Source organism: Pseudomonas vanderleydeniana (assembly GCF_014268755.2).
In the GTDB taxonomy this organism is placed as follows: domain Bacteria; phylum Pseudomonadota; class Gammaproteobacteria; order Pseudomonadales; family Pseudomonadaceae; genus Aquipseudomonas; species Aquipseudomonas vanderleydeniana.
On sequence record NZ_CP077093.1, the window covers coordinates 235,316 to 252,145 of the forward strand.

Genomic DNA, 16,830 nt, shown 5'->3' on the forward strand with positions numbered 1-16,830 from the left:
TGCTTGAAAACGCACAGCACTTGCGCAAAAACGAAGGTTTTCATCCCGAAACTAATCAATAACATGGGCTGATACAAGAACAATAAAGGCGAGGTCCTCGATGGCATCTGCCCATTTGCCCTATGACTACGTGATCGTCGGTGCCGGGCCCGCTGGCTGCGTGCTGGCCAATCGGCTGTCCGCCGACCCGGACAACAATGTGCTGCTGCTCGAAGCCGGTGGTCGCGACAACTATCCGTGGATCCACATCCCGGTCGGCTACCTGTTCTGCATCGGCAACCCGCGCACCGACTGGTGCTTCAAGACCGAATCGCAACCCGGCCTGCAAGGCCGCAGCCTGAGTTATCCACGGGGCAAGGTGCTCGGTGGCTGCTCCTCGATCAACGGCATGATCTACATGCGCGGCCAGGCCAATGACTACGACCACTGGGCCGAACAGGGCAACCCGGGCTGGGCCTGGAACGATCTGCTGCCGCTGTTCAAGCTCAGCGAAAACCACTTTGCCGGGACTGGCGAATTCCACAGCGACGCAGGCGAGTGGCGCGTGGAACAGCAGCGCTACTCCTGGCCGATTCTCGATGCGTTCCGCGAGGCGGCCGCGGAAAACGGCATTGCCAGTGTCAGTGACTTCAACACCGGGGATAACCAGGGCTGTGGATACTTTCAGGTCAACCAGCGTTCCGGAGTGCGCTGGAATTCGGCCAAGGCCTTCCTGCGGCCGGTGCTCAAGCGCCCCAACCTGACCATCCGTACCGGCGTGCAGGTCGACCGGATCAACCTGGAACACGGTCGCGCCACGTCGGTGCTGGCGCGCTGGCAAGGCGAAGAGCACCTGTTCCCGGCCCGTCGGGAAATCATCCTGTGTGCCGGTTCGGTCGGCTCACCGGGGATTCTGCAGCGTTCCGGAATCGGCCCGCGGCCATTGCTGCAGAGCCTGGGGATCGGGGTTCGCCATGAGCTGCCGGGGGTGGGTGGCAACCTGCAGGATCACCTGCAACTGCGGCTGATCTACAAGCTGAGCAATGCCCGCACTCTCAACCAGATGGCCAACAGCCTGTGGGGCAAGGCCGGCATGGGCCTGCGTTATCTCTACGACCGCAGCGGTCCGTTGGCGATGGCGCCGAGCCAGTTGGGGGCGTTCGTCAAATCGAGTCCGGAACAGGCTTCGGCGAACTTGCAGTACCACGTGCAGCCCCTGTCGCTGGAGCGTTTCGGCGAACCATTGCACCGGTTCCCGGCGTTCACTGCCTCAGTGTGCAACCTGCGCCCGCAGAGTCGTGGACGGATCGATATCCGTTCCGCCGATCCGGGCGCCGCGCCGCTGATCGACCCGAATTATCTCAGCGACCCCGAGGACCTGAAGGTCGCCGCCGAGTCGATCCGCCTGACCCGGCGCATCGTCGCCTCCCCTGCCCTGCGCCGCTTCGCCCTCGAGGAATACCTGCCCGGCCCTGCATTGCAGAGCGAGGAGCAGTTGCACGAAGCGGCTGCGAAGATCGGCACCACCATCTTCCACCCGGTGGGCACCTGCCGCATGGGCAATGGTGTGCAGGATGTCGTCGACGCCCGCCTGCGGGTACATGGCGTACCGGGCCTGCGGGTGGCCGATGCCTCGATCATGCCGCAGATCACTTCGGGCAATACCTGCTCGCCCACGGTGATGATTGCCGAGAAGGCCGCGCAGATGATTTTGGCGGATGTGCAGGCGCGCACGCCGCAGTTATCCACAATCCTCTAGAAGCAGGTGGTGCGGCGATCCGACTTGCCCGCGTAGCTTTTAGCGATCTCAAGGGCTCATTCGCGGGCAAGCCCCGCTCCTACAACACCGTGGCGTTCATCGTGATGGGGGTCACAAGGAAGATCAGTAACAAGGCAAGACACGGATCCCGGTGGCAGTCAGCCGGAATCCACAGTGGAACAACAAGAATAATCACTGTGGCCCACGAGGCCGAGGACATCACTCATGTCGGACTACATCCAGCAACAGTCGGCGTCTGTCTCCAGCAGTAGCGGCAAGGAAGAGCGCAAGATCATTTTCGCGTCATCCCTCGGGACGGTGTTCGAGTGGTATGACTTTTTTCTCTACGGCGCCCTGGCGGCCGTCATCAGCAAGCAGTTCTTCGCCGGGGTCAACGACACCACCGCGTTCATCTTCGCCCTGATGGCCTTCGCCGCCGGCTTCCTGGTGCGGCCGTTCGGCGCGCTGGTGTTCGGTCGGCTGGGGGACATGATCGGCCGCAAGTACACCTTCCTCATGACCATCATCCTGATGGGCCTGTCGACCTTCGCCGTCGGCTTGTTGCCGACCTACGCCAGCATCGGCATCGCCGCACCGATCATCCTGGTGCTGTTGCGCATGCTCCAGGGCCTGGCGCTGGGTGGCGAGTACGGTGGCGCCGCGACCTACGTGGCCGAGCACGCGCCGGCCGGCAAGCGCGGGTTCCACACCGGCTGGATCCAGTCCACGGCCACCCTCGGCCTGCTGCTGTCGCTGCTGGTGGTCCTGGCCAGCCGCTACATCAGCGGCGACCAGTTCGAGACCTGGGGCTGGCGCCTGCCGTTCCTGCTGTCGATCGTCCTGTTGGCGATTTCCACCTGGATCCGCATGAGCATGCACGAGTCGCCGGCGTTCGTGAAAATGAAGGCCCAGGGCAAGGCCAGCCGCTCGCCGATCCGCGAGTCCTTCGGTTCCTGGCAGAACCTGAAGATCGTCCTGACCGCGCTGTTCAGCATCAATGCCGGGCAGGCGGTGACCTTCTACACCGCACAGTTCTACGTGCTGTTCTTCATGACCCAGATGCTCAAGATGGACCCGGGCCAGGCCAATACCCTGCTGATCATCAGCGTGGTGATCGGTGCGCCGTTCTTCGTGCTGTTCGGCTGGCTTTCGGACAAGGTCGGGCGCAAGCCGATCCTGATGGTCGGCCTGCTGCTGGCGACCGTCTGCTACTTCCCGCTGTTCAAGGCCCTGAGCCATTACGCCAACCCGCAGATCGACGCCGCCAGTCGCCAGGCACCGATCGTGGTGACGGCGGACCCCGCCAGCTGCACCTTCCAGTTCGACCCGGTGGGCAAGGCGCGTTTCGACAGCCCATGCGACAAGGTCAAGACCTTCCTGGTCAAGCAGGGCCTGCCCTATAGCTCCCAGTCCGCAGCGTCGGGCAGCGAAGTGACCGTCAGGGTCGGCGAGCAGAAAATCAGCGGCTTTGATGAAGCGGCGATGCGTACGGCGATCAACCAGGCCGGCTACCCGGCCAAGGCCGAAACGGCTGCGGTGAACGAACCGATGGTGGTGTTCCTGATCGTCCTGCTGATCCTGATCGCGACCATGACCTACGGTCCGTTGGCAGCGGTGATGGTCGAGCTGTTCCCGACCCGGATCCGCTACACCTCCATGTCCCTGCCCTATCACATCGGCAATGGCTGGTTCGGCGGCTTCCTGCCCACCGTGTCGTTCGCGCTGGTGGTCTACACCGGGGATATCTTCTACGGCCTCTGGTACCCGGTGCTGATCACCGGCATCAGCCTGGTGGTCGGGCTGTTCTGCCTGAAAGAAACCCGGGATGTGGACATCGACAAGGTCTGAAATGCTTCGACAGGTGACGACGCTGTATCCGTCACCTGTCACCCTCTGTGCTTCGCCGGGATATCCCTAGAAAATACGGAGTGCTTCATGATTTCTCCTATTTGAGTCAATAGGTAGTTAGAAAGCTCATATGTTAGGCATAGGAATTTAAGTCAATTCACCTCGAAATAACTCACGAGAAGACCAAAACCATCCTACAGGCTCCCCTGCCAGATATTTAATACGCTCCCCGAGTGCGGCGAAAATCAAAGCCGTTAACCATTAATATCAGCTTAGCGGTTGATATGGGGGCATGAAATGAAACTGAATGTGGTTTTTACCAATGCTGTTAATCTTAACGTCCTTCAGCAAGTGATTGGTGCTTCAGGCATAAATACCTCTATCAGTATCGAGGGTGCGCATGCAGTCAATATAAACACGCTTCTTGCTGCCATGGTTTCGGCAGGAAACAGTAAATTATTAGATGTAGGTTTCAATGGAGCTGGATTAACATCCAACAACCTTCAGCAAGCAGTAGCCGCTGCGGGTACTAATGTTGAAATTTCAATAAATACTGCTCAAGCCGTTAACCTGAATGTACTAGAGGAAGTTATTTCAGCAGCAGGGAATAGCAAGCGGCTATCTGCGATATTCAATGGTGCTCAACTTACCGGGAGAAACCTGGAGAGAGCTGTTGAACTGGCAGGTGAGCAGGTTCGAATAGGTGTTAACACAGCACAAGCGGTAAATATATCTGCACTGCTATCACTTTTGAATACTGCTGGAGATATTAAGAATTTTTTCGCTACCTTCAATGGCGCACAACTCACGGGTAATCAACTTCAGCTCGCCGTTGAGAGCTCAGGTATTCGCACACGTATCTCGACTAACACAGCCCAAGCAATTAATATTGGATATCTTCTTTCTGTTATCCAGGCTGCCGGAAATTCCAAACAGTTCTCCGCTGAGTTCAATGGGGCACAATTAACCTCTGATTACTTGCAGCAGGCAGTCGCTGCAGCAGGATCATTGGTTAGAGTTCATGTTAACACCGCTCAAGCCGTAAATATAAATACGCTGCTCTCTATTTTACAGATTTCAGGACACAACAAGTTCTTCAGTGCAGATTTCAATGGTGCACAGCTTACGTCCAATCATCTTCAGCAAGCGGTTGAGGCATCAGGTGCAAATACAGCGATTTCAGTCAACTCTGCAGAACATGCAAATATCACCTCTCTGCTTGCTGCCATCACTGCGGCTGGAAACACAAGGAATTTTTCAGCGACTTTTGATGGGACTCGTTTGTCTGGAAGCAGTCTCCAGCAAGCCGTATCCGCTTCTGGGACAAATAGCTCTGTAACACTCACATCCGCAGAATCCGCTTCACTGACAACACTCTTGCAGATAATCAGCTCGGCGGGCTGAGATCGGATTGCACAGCTCGCGGCTTCTCCCGAAATGGTGATGCATGAACACCGCTAGTCTTATCCTTGTCCTGCTCTCTGGCATAGCGCTGGGGCTCAATCAGGCCAATGCTGCCACTCTGCGCTGTAGCAATGGCCTGATCAGCGAGGGAGATACCTCGTTCGAGGTCTTGAAGAAGTGTGGGGAACCTGCCGACCGCCAGGTCACTGAACCCGCGCGTCTGCCCAATGGCAATCCGGTGAGAAATTCGGTCACGGTCGAGACTTGGGTCTATGGACCGGAAAATGGGGCGCGCAGCTTCCTCAGGTTCATCGATGGGCGCCTGGTCAAGGTTGAGACCAGGCGTCTATAGCAGATTTCGAAACCACTTCGGGGAGGTCGCGCTCAGTGGACGCAAGGCACAGGACCCTACGAGCTCATGGAGGGTATGAGCAGCGCATTTTTTATTGCTTGGAAAAACTTATGCACGATTTCCGCTGAACAGTCATACATAGAAATAAGTAGTTAAATCATCTACTTACGAGACTATTTCAAGAAATATCAAAATCTTGTGCACAAGTTATCCACAGATCGGTCAGGCCGCGCCCGGTGCTTCTGCAGCCGTCGCCGGCGGCAGTGAGCCCATCTCGCGCTGGGCGTTTTCATTCCAGGTCTGTGCCCTTTCGTTGAGGTCGGCAATGGCTCGTGGGCCGGTGCCTTCAGCGAACATCGGAGCGCCAATCACCACGGTGATGGTGCCGGGCTTTTTCGCCCAACCGGTCTTCGGCCAGTACTTGCCGGCGTTGTGGGCGATCGGCAGTACCGGCAGCCCGGCGTTCACCGCCAGGGCCGTGCCACCGCGGGAGAACTTGCCGACGGTGCCGTAGGGCACGCGGGTGCCTTCCGGGAAGATCAGTACCCAGGTGTTGTCCTTGAGCAGCTCATCGCCCTTCTTTGCCACGTGCTTGAGTGCTTCCTTCGGATTGTCCCGGTCGATAGCGATCGGCCGCAGCATGGCCATGGCCCAGCCGAAGAACGGCACGTAGAGCAATTCACGCTTGAGCACCTGGCTCAGTGGCGAGAAGTAGGCCGACAGGAAGAACGTTTCCCAGGTGCTCTGGTGGTTCGACAGAATCACGCAGGGCCGTTCGGGAACGTTGTGCGCACCTTTCACCTCGACCCGGATATTCAAAAATACCTTGGTCAGCCACAGTGCGCAGCGGCACCAGTACACGTTGATGAAGCGGTAGCGCGCCTTGAACGGCAGGAACGGCGCGACGAAAAAGCTCAGGGAGCACCACAGCAGCGAACTGGTGCCCAACAGCAGGTAAAAGAAAAAGGTTCTGATGGCCTGCAGGATCGACATGGCGACATTTACCGTTGCGGGCATTGCCCGCCTGTTAATAAGTGAACCCCCGGACCATCCTTGATCAGGAAGTCAGAAAGGCGCTAGTTGTGGATAAGTTCAGCCGCGACGGCCGCCAGATCGTCAAAGATCAGGGTGCCCACCGGCAGGGTTTTCCCCAGGGTCTTCTCGCCCTTGCCGGTCTTTACCAGGACTGGCTGGCAATCGACGGCGCTGGCGGCTTCCAGGTCACCGAGGCTGTCGCCGACAAACCATAGCCTAGCCAGTTCGACGCCGTAATGCGCGGCGATGGTCCTGAGCATGCCCGGCTTGGGCTTGCGGCAATCGCAGCCCTCGTCCGGACCATGCGGGCAGTACACCACCAACCCGAGTTCGCCACCCTGTTGTGCCACCAGCGAGCGCAAGCGCTCGTGCATGGCGTCCAGGGTCGCGAGATCGTAGTAGCCGCGGGCAATGCCGGACTGGTTGGTCGCCACGGCAACCGTCCAGCCCGCCCTGCTCAACTGCGCGATGGCCTCGATCGAGCCGGGGATCGGAATCCACTCCTCCACCGACTTGATGTAGGCGTCGGAGTCCTGGTTGATCACACCGTCGCGATCGAGTATCAGCAGCTTCAAGTCGCGTCCTCAGCCCAGCAGCGAAATGTCGGCAACGCCCAGGAACAGGCCACGCAGGCGCGCCAGCAGCGCGTAGCGGTTGGCTCGTACGCTGGCGTCTTCGGCATTGACCATCACCGCTTCGAAGAACGCGTCGACCGGCTCGCGCAGCGCGGCCAGGCGTGCCAGCGTCTCGTTGTACTGGCGCGCGGCGGCCATCGGCTGGACCGCCTGGTCCGCCTGCTGGATCGCCGAGTACAGCGAGAACTCGTTGGCGTTGTCGAAGTACTTCGCCTCGACCGTGGCTGCAATGCTGCCCTCGGCCTTGCTCAGCAGGTTCGATACGCGCTTGTTCACCGCGGCCAGGGCCGCCGCTTCCGGCAGTTGACGGAACTTCTGCACCGCCTGTACGCGCTGGTCGAAGTCCAGGGCCGAGCCCGGCTTCAGGGCACGTACCGACAGGTAGGTGGCGACGTCGATGCCTTCGTCTTCATAACGGGCACGCAGGCGATCGAAGATGAACTCCAGTACCTGGTCGGCAAGGCCCGCGGCCTTGACCTTGGCACCGAACGCATTGACCGCGAAGGCTACGGTCTCGATCAGGTCGAGGTCGAGCTTCTTGTCGATCAGGATGCGCAGCACGCCCAGGGCGGCACGACGCAGCGCATAGGGGTCCTTGCTGCCGGTTGGCAGCATGCCGATACCGAAGATGCCGACCAGGGTGTCGAGCTTGTCGGCGATCGCCACCGCGGCACCGGTCAGGGTGCTTGGCAGTTCGGCGGCACCGGCACCACGCGGCATGTACTGCTCGTTCAGCGCCAGGGCGACGTCTTCCGGCTCGCCGTCATTGAGGGCGTAGTAGTAGCCGGCGATACCTTGCATCTCCGGGAACTCGCCGACCATCTCGGTCGCCAGGTCGCACTTGGACAGCAGGCCGGCACGGGCCGCGCGCTGGGCGTCGCCGCCGATGCGTGGCGCGATGAACGCGGCCAGCTTCGACACGCGCTCGGCCTTGTCGTAGACGCTGCCCAGTTTCTCCTGGAACACCACGTTCTGCAGGCGCTGGTTGAAGTCGGCCAGTGGCTGCTTCTTGTCCTGCTTGAAGAAGAACTCGGCGTCGGTCAGGCGTGGGCGCACGACCTTCTCGTTACCGGCGATGATCTGCTTGGGATCCTTGCTCTCGATGTTGGCCACGGTGATGAAGCGCGGCAGCAGCTTGCCATCGACGTCCAGCAGGCAGAAATACTTCTGGTTGTCCTGCATGGTGGTGATCAGGGCCTCCTGTGGCACGTCGAGGAAACGTTCCTCGAACGAGCACACCAGCGGCACGGGCCATTCGACCAGCGCGGTCACTTCGTCGAGCAGGTCCGCCGGCATGATCGCGGTGCCTTCCTGCATCGTCGCCAGCTCGGTGGTGCGCTTGCTGATCAACTCGCGACGCTCGTTGGCGTCGGCCAGCACATAGGCGGCACGCAGGTCGTCGAGGTAGCTGGCCGGCGAACCGATGCGGACGTTTTCCGGGTGGTGGAAACGGTGGCCACGGGATTCGCGACCGGCCTTCTGGGCGAGAATGGTGCAGTCGATGACCTGGTCACCGAACAGCATCACCAGCCACTGGGTCGGCCGCACGAACTCTTCCTTGCGCGCCGCCCAGCGCATGCGCTTGGGAATCGGCAGGTCGTTCAGCGAGTCTTCGACGATGGTCGGCAGCAGGCTGGCGGTCGGCTTGCCGGGAATGTTCTGGCTGTAGCGCAGCTTCGGCCCGCTCTGGTCGATTTCGCTCAGTTCCACGCCGCACTTCTTGGCGAAGCCCAGGGCGGCCTGGGTCGGGTTGCCCTCGGCATCGAAGGCGGCCTGGCGTGGCGGGCCGTCGAGGTTGATGCTGCGGTCCGGCTGTTGGGTCTGCAGTTGCTTGAGCACCACCGCCAGGCGGCGTGGCGCGGCGTAGACCTGCTTGGCTTCGAAGCTCAGGCCGGCGGCCTGCAGGCCTTTCTCGATACCGGCGAGGAAGGCCTCGGCCAGGGTATTGAGGGCCTTGGGTGGCAGTTCTTCAGTGCCCAGTTCTACCAGAAAATCTTGCGCACTCATTGTGCCGCCTCCAACTTAGCCAACACTTCATCACGCAGGTCCGGGGTTGCCATCGGGAAGCCCAGCTTGGCACGTGCCATCAGATAGGCTTGGGCGACGGAACGCGCCAGGGTGCGCACACGCAGGATGTACTGCTGGCGCGCGGTTACCGAGATGGCCCGGCGTGCGTCCAGCAGGTTGAAGGTGTGCGAGGCCTTGAGGACCATTTCATAGCTCGGCAACGGCAGCGGCTGATCCAGTTCGATCAGGCGCTTGGCTTCGCTTTCATAGAAATCGAACAGTTCGAACAGCTTCTCGACGTTGGCGTGTTCGAAGTTGTAGGTCGACTGCTCCACCTCGTTCTGGTGGAACACGTCGCCGTAGCTCACCTTGCCGAACGGACCGTCGGCCCAGACCAGGTCGTAGACCGAATCCACGCCCTGCAGGTACATCGCCAGGCGCTCGAGGCCGTAGGTGATTTCGCCGGTCACCGGGTAGCACTCGATGCCACCGGCCTGCTGGAAGTAGGTGAACTGGGTGACTTCCATGCCGTTGAGCCAGACTTCCCAGCCCAGGCCCCAGGCGCCGAGGGTCGGCGATTCCCAGTTGTCCTCGACGAAACGGATGTCGTGCACCAGCGGGTCGAGGCCGACGGCCTTGAGCGAGCCCAGGTACAGCTCCTGGAAGTTGTCCGGGTTCGGCTTGAGCACGACCTGGAACTGGTAGTAGTGCTGCAGGCGGTTCGGGTTTTCGCCGTAGCGGCCGTCAGTCGGACGGCGGCTTGGCTGCACGTACGCGGCGTTCCAGGTTTCCGGGCCGATGGCGCGCAGGAACGTAGCGGTATGGAAAGTCCCGGCGCCTACTTCCATATCGTAGGGCTGAAGTACCACACAACCTTGCTCGGCCCAGTATTGCTGGAGGGCGAGAATCAAGTCTTGGAAGGTACGCACGGCTGGCGTAGGCTGGCTCACGAAATTCACCTGTTACTTGGGCTGCGATTCAAAAGGCGGGAGTATACCCGATTCGGTCGCGCCTCCGCCTCCCTGGAGCCTTATGCCACGCTGCTTTTGGTGCAACGATGATCCCCTGTACAAGGACTATCACGATCGGGAGTGGGGCGTACCGCTGCGCGATGGGCAGCGACTGTTCGAGTTGCTTTTGCTCGAAGGGTTCCAGGCCGGGCTTTCCTGGATCACGATCCTCAGGAAACGCGAGCATTACCGCCAGGTGCTGTTCGGTTTCGATGTGCGCAAAGTCGCCGAAATGAGCGATCAATACCTGGAAAACCTGCTGCTCGACCCGGGGATCGTGCGCAATCGCCTCAAGCTCGAGGCGGCCCGGCGCAACGCCCGCGTCTGGCTGACCCTGGAAGACCCGGTCAGCCTGCTCTGGTCCTTCGTCGGCGGCACGCCGCAGATCCATCACTTCAAGGACCGCAGCGAGGTCCCGGCCGTCACCGCCGAGGCCGAGGCGATGAGCAAGGCGCTGAAGAAGCTCGGCTTCGGTTTCGTCGGCCCGACCATCTGCTACGCGTTCATGCAGGCCTCGGGCATGGTCATGGACCATACCACCGATTGTGATAGCTATGCCGCGCTGGCCGCGCCACGGCTACAATAGCCGGCTGACGATTAGCCAAGCACACCGGGAGTGACCTGTGGAAAAGTTTAAAGGCGCCATGCTGGTGGGGGCGTTGCGGTTGTTCGCGATGCTGCCCTGGCGTGCCGTGCAGCGTGTCGGCGCGGCCATCGGCTGGGTGATGTGGAAGCTGCCCAACCGTTCCCGCGAGGTGGTGCGGATCAACCTGGCCAAGTGTTTTCCCGAACTCGATCCGGTCGCTCGCGAACAGTTGGTCGGTCAGAGTCTCAAGGACATCGGCAAGTCCCTGACCGAAAGCGCCTGCGCCTGGATCTGGCCGGCCGAGCGCTCGATCGCGCTGGTGCGCGAGGTCGAGGGTCTCGACGTGCTCAAGGACGCCCTCGCCTCGGGCAAGGGCGTGGTCGGTATCACCAGCCACCTGGGCAACTGGGAAGTGCTCAATCACTTCTACTGCAGCCAGTGCAAACCGATCATTTTCTATCGTCCGCCCAAGCTCAAGGCGGTCGACGAGCTGCTGCGCAAGCAGCGGGTGCAGTTGGGCAACCGAGTGGCGGCCTCGACCAAGGAAGGCATTCTCAGCGTCATCAAGGAAGTGCGCAAGGGCGGCTCGGTCGGCATCCCCGCCGACCCGGAACCGGCCGAATCCGCCGGGGTATTCGTGCCGTTCCTCGGCACCCTGGCCCTGACCAGCAAGTTCGTGCCGAACATGCTCGCCGGCGGCAAGGCGGTCGGGGTGTTCCTGCACGCGTTGCGCCTGCCCGACGGTTCGGGCTTCAAGGTGATCCTCGAAGCGGCGCCGCAAGAGATGTACAGCACCGACGCCGAGGTCTCGGCCGCGGCGATGAGCAAGGTGGTCGAGCGATACGTACGGGCCTATCCGAGCCAGTACATGTGGAGCATGAAACGCTTCAAGAAGCGCCCGGCGGGCGAGCAGCGCTGGTACTGAAGCAACTTATCGGCAGGGTCTGTGGATAACGTCACGGCGATGTTATCCACAGCGATCTATCCAAGGGCGCAAAGATGTCCGAAAACAAGAATTACCTGCGTATCAAGATCCAGCACCCGAGCATCGGCGAATGCCTGGGGCGTACACGCAATCTGTCCAGCCAGGGTGTGGACGTGCAGCATCCGGGGCTGTCGCGGCTGCCCACCGGGGCGGTGGTCTATGGCCAGGTGCAGGACCTGCCGGTGGCTGCGCCGCGCATTCGCATGGAAGTGATCCGGGTCGACGCCGAAGGCATCGGCCTGCGCTTCATTGATCTTTGAGCGCGGCCTTTTCCAGCTTCTTCAGGAACACCGTCATTTCCTTTTCCGCCTGCTTGTCGCCATGGCCGCGGGCGGCCTCCAGGCCCTGTTCCCAGGCCAGCCTTGCCGCAGCCAGGTCACCAGCGCCCTGCTGGGCCTTGCCCAGCAGTTTCCAGGCGGCCGAATACCTGGGGTCGAGGACGACACAGCGTTGCAGGTGTCCGGCAGCCTTGGCGTGGTCGCCGAGGTCCAGGTAACCCTTGCCCAGGCCGAAGCGCAGCAGCGGGTTATCCACACCCTTGGCGAGCATCTTTTCCAGTGATTCGAGCATGGCGATCCTCCTGTTGACGATGACTAAGGGCGAAAGAGCTTTTGTGGCGAGCGGGCTTGCCCGCGCCCGGCTGCAAGGCAGCCGCAAATCCAGCTTACGCTGGTTTAACTGAAAGACCGTGTAGCCTGGGTTTGGGGCCGCTTTGCGGCCCAGCGCGGGCGAGCCCGCTCGCCACAAATTGGGGGCGGCTTATCATAAGGATGTCAGAAAAAGCTCAAGCCCACGTGGAACAGCTTCTCCACGTCGCGGATATGCTTTTTATCCACAAGGAACAGGATCACATGGTCGCCGGCCTGGATCACCGTGTCGTCGTGGGCGATCAGCACTTCCTCGTCGCGGATGATCGCGCCGATGGTGGTGCCCGGTGGCAGCGCGATGTCCTCGATGGCCCGGCCGATCACCTTGCTCGACTTCATGTCGCCATGGGCGATCGCCTCGATGGCTTCCGCCGCACCCCGGCGCAGCGAGTGCACGCTGACGATATCGCCACGGCGCACGTGGGCCAGCAGGGTGCCGATGGTCGCCAGTTGCGGGCTGATGGCGATGTCGATGTCGCCACCCTGGATCAGGTCGACATAGGCCGGGTTGTTGATGATGGTCATGACCTTCTTCGCGCCCATCCGCTTGGCCAGCAGCGAGGACATGATGTTGGCCTCGTCGTCGTTGGTCAGCGCCAGGAACAGGTCGGCATCGTTGATGTTCTCTTCCATCAGCAGGTCGCGGTCCGAGGCACTGCCCTGCAGCACCACGGTGCTGTCGAGGGTGTCGGACAGCTGCCGGCAGCGGGCGGCATTCATCTCGATGATCTTCACCTGGTAGCGGCTTTCGATCGCCTCGGCCAGGCGCTCGCCGATCTGCCCGCCGCCGGCGATGACGATGCGCTTGTTGCTTTCGTCGAGCCGGCGCATTTCGCTCATCACCGCGCGGATGTGTGCCTTGGCGGCGATGAAGAACACTTCGTCGTCGGCCTCGATCACCGTATCGCCGCGGGGCATGATCGGCCGGTCGCGGCGGAAGATCGCCGCCACCCGGGTGTCACCGTTGGGCATGTGTTCGCGCAACTGGCGCAATTGCTGGCCGACCAGCGGGCCGCCGTAGTAGGCGCGGATCGCCACCAGCTGGGCCTTGCCCTCGGCGAAGTCGATCACCTGCAGGGCGCCGGGGGTTTCGATCAGACGCTTGATGTAGTTGGTGACCACCTGTTCCGGGCTGATCAGCACGTCCACCGGGATCGCGTCGTTGTCGAACAGCTCGGTGCGGGTCAGGTAGGCCGACTCGCGCACCCGGGCGATCTTGGTCGGGGTGTGGAACAGGGTATGGGCGACCTGGCAGGCGACCATGTTGGTCTCGTCGCTGTTGGTCACCGCCACCAGCATGTCGGCGTCGTCCGCGCCGGCCTGGCGCAGGATCGTCGGGAACGAGGCGCGGCCCTGCACGGTGCGGATGTCCAGGCGGTCGCCGAGGTCGCGCAGGCGCTCGCCATCGGTGTCGACCACGGTGATGTCGTTGGCCTCGCTGGCCAGGTGTTCGGCCAGCGTGCCGCCGACCTGTCCGGCGCCGAGAATGATGATTTTCATCGGGTGGCTTTCATCCCTGTGGCTCCGTTCGACCCGCTCAGCCGCGTGCGGCGGCGATCTTGATCAGTTTGGCGTAGTAGAAACCATCGTGGCCACCTTCCTGTGCCAGCAGTTGCCGGCCATGGGGCTGCTTGACGCCGAAGCTGCCCGCAATGTCCAGCTCGCGGGCACCGGAGGTGCGGGCCAGGAATGCCTCGATCACTTCGGTGTTTTCCGTCGGCAGGGTCGAGCAGGTGGCGTAGAGCAGGATGCCGCCGACTTCCAGGGTCGCCCACATCGCGTCCAGCAATTCACCCTGCAGGCTGGCCAGGGCGGCGATGTCGTCGGCCTGGCGGGTCAGCTTGATGTCCGGGTGGCGGCGGATGACGCCGGTGGCCGAACAGGGCGCGTCGAGCAGGATGCGCTGGAACGGCTTGCCGTCCCACCAGTTGGCGGTGTCGCGGCCATCGGCGGCGATCAGTTCGGCCTCCAGCCCCAGGCGGTCGAGGTTTTCGCGTACCCGCAGCAGGCGCTTGGCCTCCAGGTCGACGGCGACCACCCCGGCCAGTTGCGGCTGGGCTTCGAGGATATGGCAGGTCTTGCCGCCTGGCGCGCAGCAGGCATCCAGCACCCGTTGGCCGGGCGCCAGGTCCAGCAGGTCGGCGGCCAGTTGCGCGGCCTCGTCCTGCACGCTGATCCAGCCCTCGGCAAAGCCTGGCAGGTTGCGCACGTCGCAGGCTTCGTCGAGGACGATGCCGTCGCGGCTGTAGGTGCACGGCCGGGCCGCGACCGCGGCGTCACCCAGCAGCTTGAGGTAGGCGTCGCGGCTGTGATGGCGGCGGTTGACCCGCAGGATCATCGGCGGGTGGGCGTTGTTCGCGGCGCAGATGGCTTCCCACTGCTCGGGCCAGAACGCCTTCAGCGATTTCTGCAGCCAGCGCGGGTGGGCGGTACGCACCACCGGGTCGCGTTCCAGCTCGGCCAGCAGCTCGGTGCTTTCGCGCTGCGCGCGGCGCAACACGGCATTGAGCAGGCCCTTGGCCCAGGGTTTTTTCAGCTTGTCGGCGCAACCGACGGTCTCGCCGATGGCGGCGTGGGCCGGGATGCGGGTGTAGAGCAACTGGTAGAGGCCAACCAGCAACAGCGCCTCGACATCGGCATCGGCGGCCTTGAAAGGCTTCTGCAGCAGCTTGGCCGCCAGCGCCGACAGCCGTGGCTGCCAACGGGCGGCGCCGAACGCCAGGTCCTGGGTCAGGCCACGATCGCGGGCCTCGACCTTGTCCAGCTGCGCCGGCAGGGAGCTGTTGAGCGAGGCCTTGCCGCTGAGGACGGCGGCCAGTGCCTTGGCGGCGGCCAGGCGCGGGTTCATTGGCCGAGTACCGTACCGAGGGCGAATTTCTCGCGGCGGCTGTTGAACAGGTCACTGAAATTCAGCGCCTTGCCGCCGGGCAATTGCAGGCGGGTCAGGCACAGCGCGCCCTGGCCGGTGGCTACGATCAGGCCGTCCTTGCTCGCGGCAAGGATTTCGCCCGGCTGGCCCTGGCCTTCGGCGGTGCTGGCGGCCAGCACTTTCAGGGCTTCGCCGTCGAGGCTGCTATGGCAGATCGGCCATGGGTTGAAGGCACGGATCAGCCGTTCCAGCTCGACGGCCGGGCGCTGCCAGTCGATGCGCGCCTCATCCTTGTTCAGCTTGTGGGCGTAGGTGGCCAGGCTGTCGTCCTGTACGTCGCCGACCAGCGTACCGGCGGCCAGGCCGGCGATGGCCTCGATGACTGCCGGTGGGCCGAGTTCGGCCAGGCGGTCATGCAGGGTGCCACCCGTGTCCTCGGCACTGATCGGGGTGACGGTCTTGAGCAGCATCGGCCCGGTGTCGAGGCCGGCCTCCATGCGCATCACGGTCACGCCACTTTCCGCGTCGCCGGCTTCCACCGCGCGCTGGATCGGCGCCGCACCGCGCCAGCGCGGCAGCAGCGAGGCGTGGCTGTTGATGCAACCCAGGCGCGGGATATCCAGTACCACCTGCGGCAGGATCAGGCCATAGGCGACCACCACCATCAGGTCCGGCTTGAGCACCGCCAGCTCGGCCTGGGCGTCTTCATTGCGCAGGGTTGGCGGTTGCAGGACGGTGATGCCGTGTTCCAGCGCCAACTGCTTGACCGGGCTCGGCATCAACTTCTGCCCGCGTCCTGCCGGCCGGTCCGGCTGGGTATAGACGGCGACGATCTCATGGGGGCTGTCGAGCAGGGCCTTGAGGTGTTCGGCGGCGAATTCGGGGGTGCCGGCGAAGACGATGCGCAGTGGCTCAGTCATGGATAGGGCTCGCTTGAGAGAGGACGGGACATTGTCATAATGTCGCTTTCTGTAGGAGGTGGCGGTGCGGCGATCCGACTTGCCCGCGAATGGGCCCTTGAGAGCGCTAAAAGCTTCGCGGGCAAGCCACGCTCCTACACAGGATGGGATCAGGCGTTCTGGCGGTGCTGCTTTTCCAGCTTCTTCTTGATCCGGTCGCGCTTGAGCGTCGACAGGTAATCGACGAACAGCTTGCCGTTGAGGTGGTCGCATTCGTGTTGGATGCACACCGCCAGCAGACCATCGGCTTCCAGTTCGAACGGCTTGCCGTCGCGGTCCAGCGCCTTGATCTTCACGCGGGTCGGGCGATCGACGTTCTCGTAGAAGCCCGGCACCGACAGGCAGCCTTCCTGGTACTGGTCCTTCTCTTCGGTCAGCGGTTCGAACTCGGGGTTGATGAACACCCGTGGCTCGCTGCGATCCTCGCTCAGGTCCATGACCACGATACGCTGGTGCACGTTGACCTGGGTCGCGGCAAGGCCGATGCCCGGGGCTTCGTACATGGTTTCAAACATGTCATCGATCAGTTGCCGAACCTTGTCGTCCACCTCGGCCACGGGTTTGGCGATGGTGCGCAGGCGCGGGTCTGGAAATTCGAGGATGTTTAAAATGGCCATAGGCGTATTTGCTGCACATGTGAGGTAAAGTCAGAGACGGCTGCCGAAACGTCACGGCGGGATCGGCTACCGTTGTAAAACGTTCTCCCTGGGAGCGAGCCGCGGGGCTCTGGCGTTTCACGCGAAGACACATGATAA

The 16,830-nt window shown here is 62.2% G+C and carries 16 protein-coding genes; 7 read left to right on the forward strand and 9 right to left on the reverse strand.

Translation table 11 applies throughout. The annotated features are described in order from the left end of the window. Nucleotides 1–100: 100 nt before the first annotated feature. The 4 genes from HU752_RS01080 to HU752_RS01095 all read left to right on the forward strand — a co-directional run bounded on the left by HU752_RS01080 (nucleotide 101) and on the right by HU752_RS01095 (nucleotide 5,342). Nucleotides 101–1,738 (forward strand): GMC family oxidoreductase, encoded by a 1,638-nt coding sequence (locus tag HU752_RS01080; protein ID WP_186686523.1) that lies wholly within the window; start codon nucleotides 101–103, stop codon nucleotides 1,736–1,738. Nucleotides 1,739–1,963: 225 nt separating this feature from the next. Beyond that, a complete protein-coding gene (locus tag HU752_RS01085) occupies nucleotides 1,964–3,586 on the forward strand; it encodes an MFS transporter (RefSeq protein ID WP_186686526.1) in 1,623 nt (540 codons plus the stop codon). Between the two features lie 297 nt (nucleotides 3,587–3,883). After that, nucleotides 3,884–4,990: a hypothetical protein gene (locus HU752_RS01090; protein ID WP_186686535.1), complete on the forward strand. Its 1,107-nt coding sequence runs from the start codon at nucleotides 3,884–3,886 to the stop codon at nucleotides 4,988–4,990. 43 nt (nucleotides 4,991–5,033) lie between these two features. Further along, a complete protein-coding gene (locus tag HU752_RS01095) occupies nucleotides 5,034–5,342 on the forward strand; it encodes a DUF2845 domain-containing protein (protein ID WP_186686537.1) in 309 nt (102 codons plus the stop codon). A gap of 222 nt (nucleotides 5,343–5,564) precedes the next feature. Here the strand turns inward: HU752_RS01095 and HU752_RS01100 are convergent, their stop codons facing one another. Genes HU752_RS01100 through glyQ form a run of 4 tightly spaced genes read right to left on the reverse strand, consistent with a single transcriptional unit; the run spans nucleotide 5,565 to nucleotide 9,969 of the window. Beyond that, nucleotides 5,565–6,359: a lysophospholipid acyltransferase family protein gene (locus HU752_RS01100; RefSeq protein WP_186686540.1), complete on the reverse strand. Its 795-nt coding sequence runs from the start codon at nucleotides 6,357–6,359 to the stop codon at nucleotides 5,565–5,567. A 59-nt stretch (nucleotides 6,360–6,418) separates the two neighbouring features. After that, nucleotides 6,419–6,952 (reverse strand): D-glycero-beta-D-manno-heptose 1,7-bisphosphate 7-phosphatase, encoded by a 534-nt coding sequence (gmhB, locus tag HU752_RS01105; RefSeq protein WP_054056417.1) that lies wholly within the window; start codon nucleotides 6,950–6,952, stop codon nucleotides 6,419–6,421. Nucleotides 6,953–6,961: 9 nt separating this feature from the next. Then, the gene (glyS, locus tag HU752_RS01110) at nucleotides 6,962–9,019 is read right to left on the reverse strand and encodes a glycine--tRNA ligase subunit beta (protein WP_186686543.1); all 2,058 of its coding nucleotides are present in this window, start codon (nucleotides 9,017–9,019) and stop codon (nucleotides 6,962–6,964) included. Then, complete coding sequence (gene glyQ, locus HU752_RS01115) at nucleotides 9,016–9,969, reverse strand: glycine--tRNA ligase subunit alpha (RefSeq protein WP_186686546.1); 954 nt, start codon at nucleotides 9,967–9,969, stop codon at nucleotides 9,016–9,018. Before glyQ ends, glyS begins: the two co-directional genes overlap by 4 nt. Nucleotides 9,970–10,051: 82 nt before the next feature. Between glyQ and HU752_RS01120 the strand changes: the two genes are divergently transcribed. The 3 genes from HU752_RS01120 (at nucleotide 10,052) to HU752_RS01130 (ending at nucleotide 11,860) form a co-directional block, all read left to right on the forward strand. Continuing rightward, entirely contained in the window at nucleotides 10,052–10,615 is a 564-nt protein-coding gene (locus HU752_RS01120; RefSeq protein WP_186686549.1) for a DNA-3-methyladenine glycosylase I, read from the forward strand. Nucleotides 10,616–10,652: 37 nt separating this feature from the next. After that, entirely contained in the window at nucleotides 10,653–11,540 is an 888-nt protein-coding gene (locus tag HU752_RS01125) for a lysophospholipid acyltransferase (protein ID WP_186686552.1), read from the forward strand. Nucleotides 11,541–11,614: 74 nt separating this feature from the next. Continuing rightward, nucleotides 11,615–11,860: a PilZ domain-containing protein gene (locus HU752_RS01130; RefSeq protein WP_017902513.1), complete on the forward strand. Its 246-nt coding sequence runs from the start codon at nucleotides 11,615–11,617 to the stop codon at nucleotides 11,858–11,860. Here HU752_RS01130 and HU752_RS01135 read toward each other — a convergent pair. From HU752_RS01135 to def, 5 genes are all read right to left on the reverse strand, one after another. Then, nucleotides 11,847–12,170 carry a tetratricopeptide repeat protein gene (locus tag HU752_RS01135; RefSeq protein ID WP_186686554.1) on the reverse strand — a complete coding sequence of 108 codons (324 nt, stop codon included), beginning with the start codon at nucleotides 12,168–12,170 and terminating at the stop codon, nucleotides 11,847–11,849. The two genes, HU752_RS01130 and HU752_RS01135, sit on opposite strands and share 14 nt — an antisense overlap. A gap of 203 nt (nucleotides 12,171–12,373) precedes the next feature. After that, the gene (trkA, locus tag HU752_RS01140; protein ID WP_186686557.1) at nucleotides 12,374–13,747 is read right to left on the reverse strand and encodes a Trk system potassium transporter TrkA; all 1,374 of its coding nucleotides are present in this window, start codon (nucleotides 13,745–13,747) and stop codon (nucleotides 12,374–12,376) included. Between the two features lie 37 nt (nucleotides 13,748–13,784). After that, entirely contained in the window at nucleotides 13,785–15,095 is a 1,311-nt protein-coding gene (gene rsmB, locus HU752_RS01145; RefSeq protein WP_186686560.1) for a 16S rRNA (cytosine(967)-C(5))-methyltransferase RsmB, read from the reverse strand. Next, complete coding sequence (gene fmt, locus HU752_RS01150; RefSeq protein ID WP_186686563.1) at nucleotides 15,092–16,036, reverse strand: methionyl-tRNA formyltransferase; 945 nt, start codon at nucleotides 16,034–16,036, stop codon at nucleotides 15,092–15,094. Before fmt ends, rsmB begins: the two co-directional genes overlap by 4 nt. Nucleotides 16,037–16,185: 149 nt before the next feature. Beyond that, nucleotides 16,186–16,692 (reverse strand): peptide deformylase, encoded by a 507-nt coding sequence (gene def, locus HU752_RS01155; RefSeq protein WP_186686565.1) that lies wholly within the window; start codon nucleotides 16,690–16,692, stop codon nucleotides 16,186–16,188. Nucleotides 16,693–16,830 lie beyond the last annotated feature (138 nt).

Bases quoted from the DNA above. Each gene is read 5' to 3' on its own strand.
- HU752_RS01080 (WP_186686523.1), top strand. From the start codon at position 101: ATGGCATCTGCCCATTTGCCCTATGACTACGTGATCGTCGGTGCCGGG.
- HU752_RS01085 (WP_186686526.1), top strand. From the start codon at position 1,964: ATGTCGGACTACATCCAGCAACAGTCGGCGTCTGTCTCCAGCAGTAGC.
- HU752_RS01090 (WP_186686535.1), top strand. From the start codon at position 3,884: ATGAAACTGAATGTGGTTTTTACCAATGCTGTTAATCTTAACGTCCTT.
- HU752_RS01095 (WP_186686537.1), top strand. From the start codon at position 5,034: ATGAACACCGCTAGTCTTATCCTTGTCCTGCTCTCTGGCATAGCGCTG.
- HU752_RS01100 (WP_186686540.1), bottom strand. From the start codon at position 6,359: ATGCCCGCAACGGTAAATGTCGCCATGTCGATCCTGCAGGCCATCAGA.
- glyS (WP_186686543.1), bottom strand. From the start codon at position 9,019: ATGAGTGCGCAAGATTTTCTGGTAGAACTGGGCACTGAAGAACTGCCA.
- HU752_RS01120 (WP_186686549.1), top strand. From the start codon at position 10,052: ATGCCACGCTGCTTTTGGTGCAACGATGATCCCCTGTACAAGGACTAT.
- HU752_RS01130 (WP_017902513.1), top strand. From the start codon at position 11,615: ATGTCCGAAAACAAGAATTACCTGCGTATCAAGATCCAGCACCCGAGC.
- HU752_RS01135 (WP_186686554.1), bottom strand. From the start codon at position 12,170: ATGCTCGAATCACTGGAAAAGATGCTCGCCAAGGGTGTGGATAACCCG.
- trkA (WP_186686557.1), bottom strand. From the start codon at position 13,747: ATGAAAATCATCATTCTCGGCGCCGGACAGGTCGGCGGCACGCTGGCC.
- rsmB (WP_186686560.1), bottom strand. From the start codon at position 15,095: ATGAACCCGCGCCTGGCCGCCGCCAAGGCACTGGCCGCCGTCCTCAGC.
- fmt (WP_186686563.1), bottom strand. From the start codon at position 16,036: ATGACTGAGCCACTGCGCATCGTCTTCGCCGGCACCCCCGAATTCGCC.
- def (WP_186686565.1), bottom strand. From the start codon at position 16,692: ATGGCCATTTTAAACATCCTCGAATTTCCAGACCCGCGCCTGCGCACC.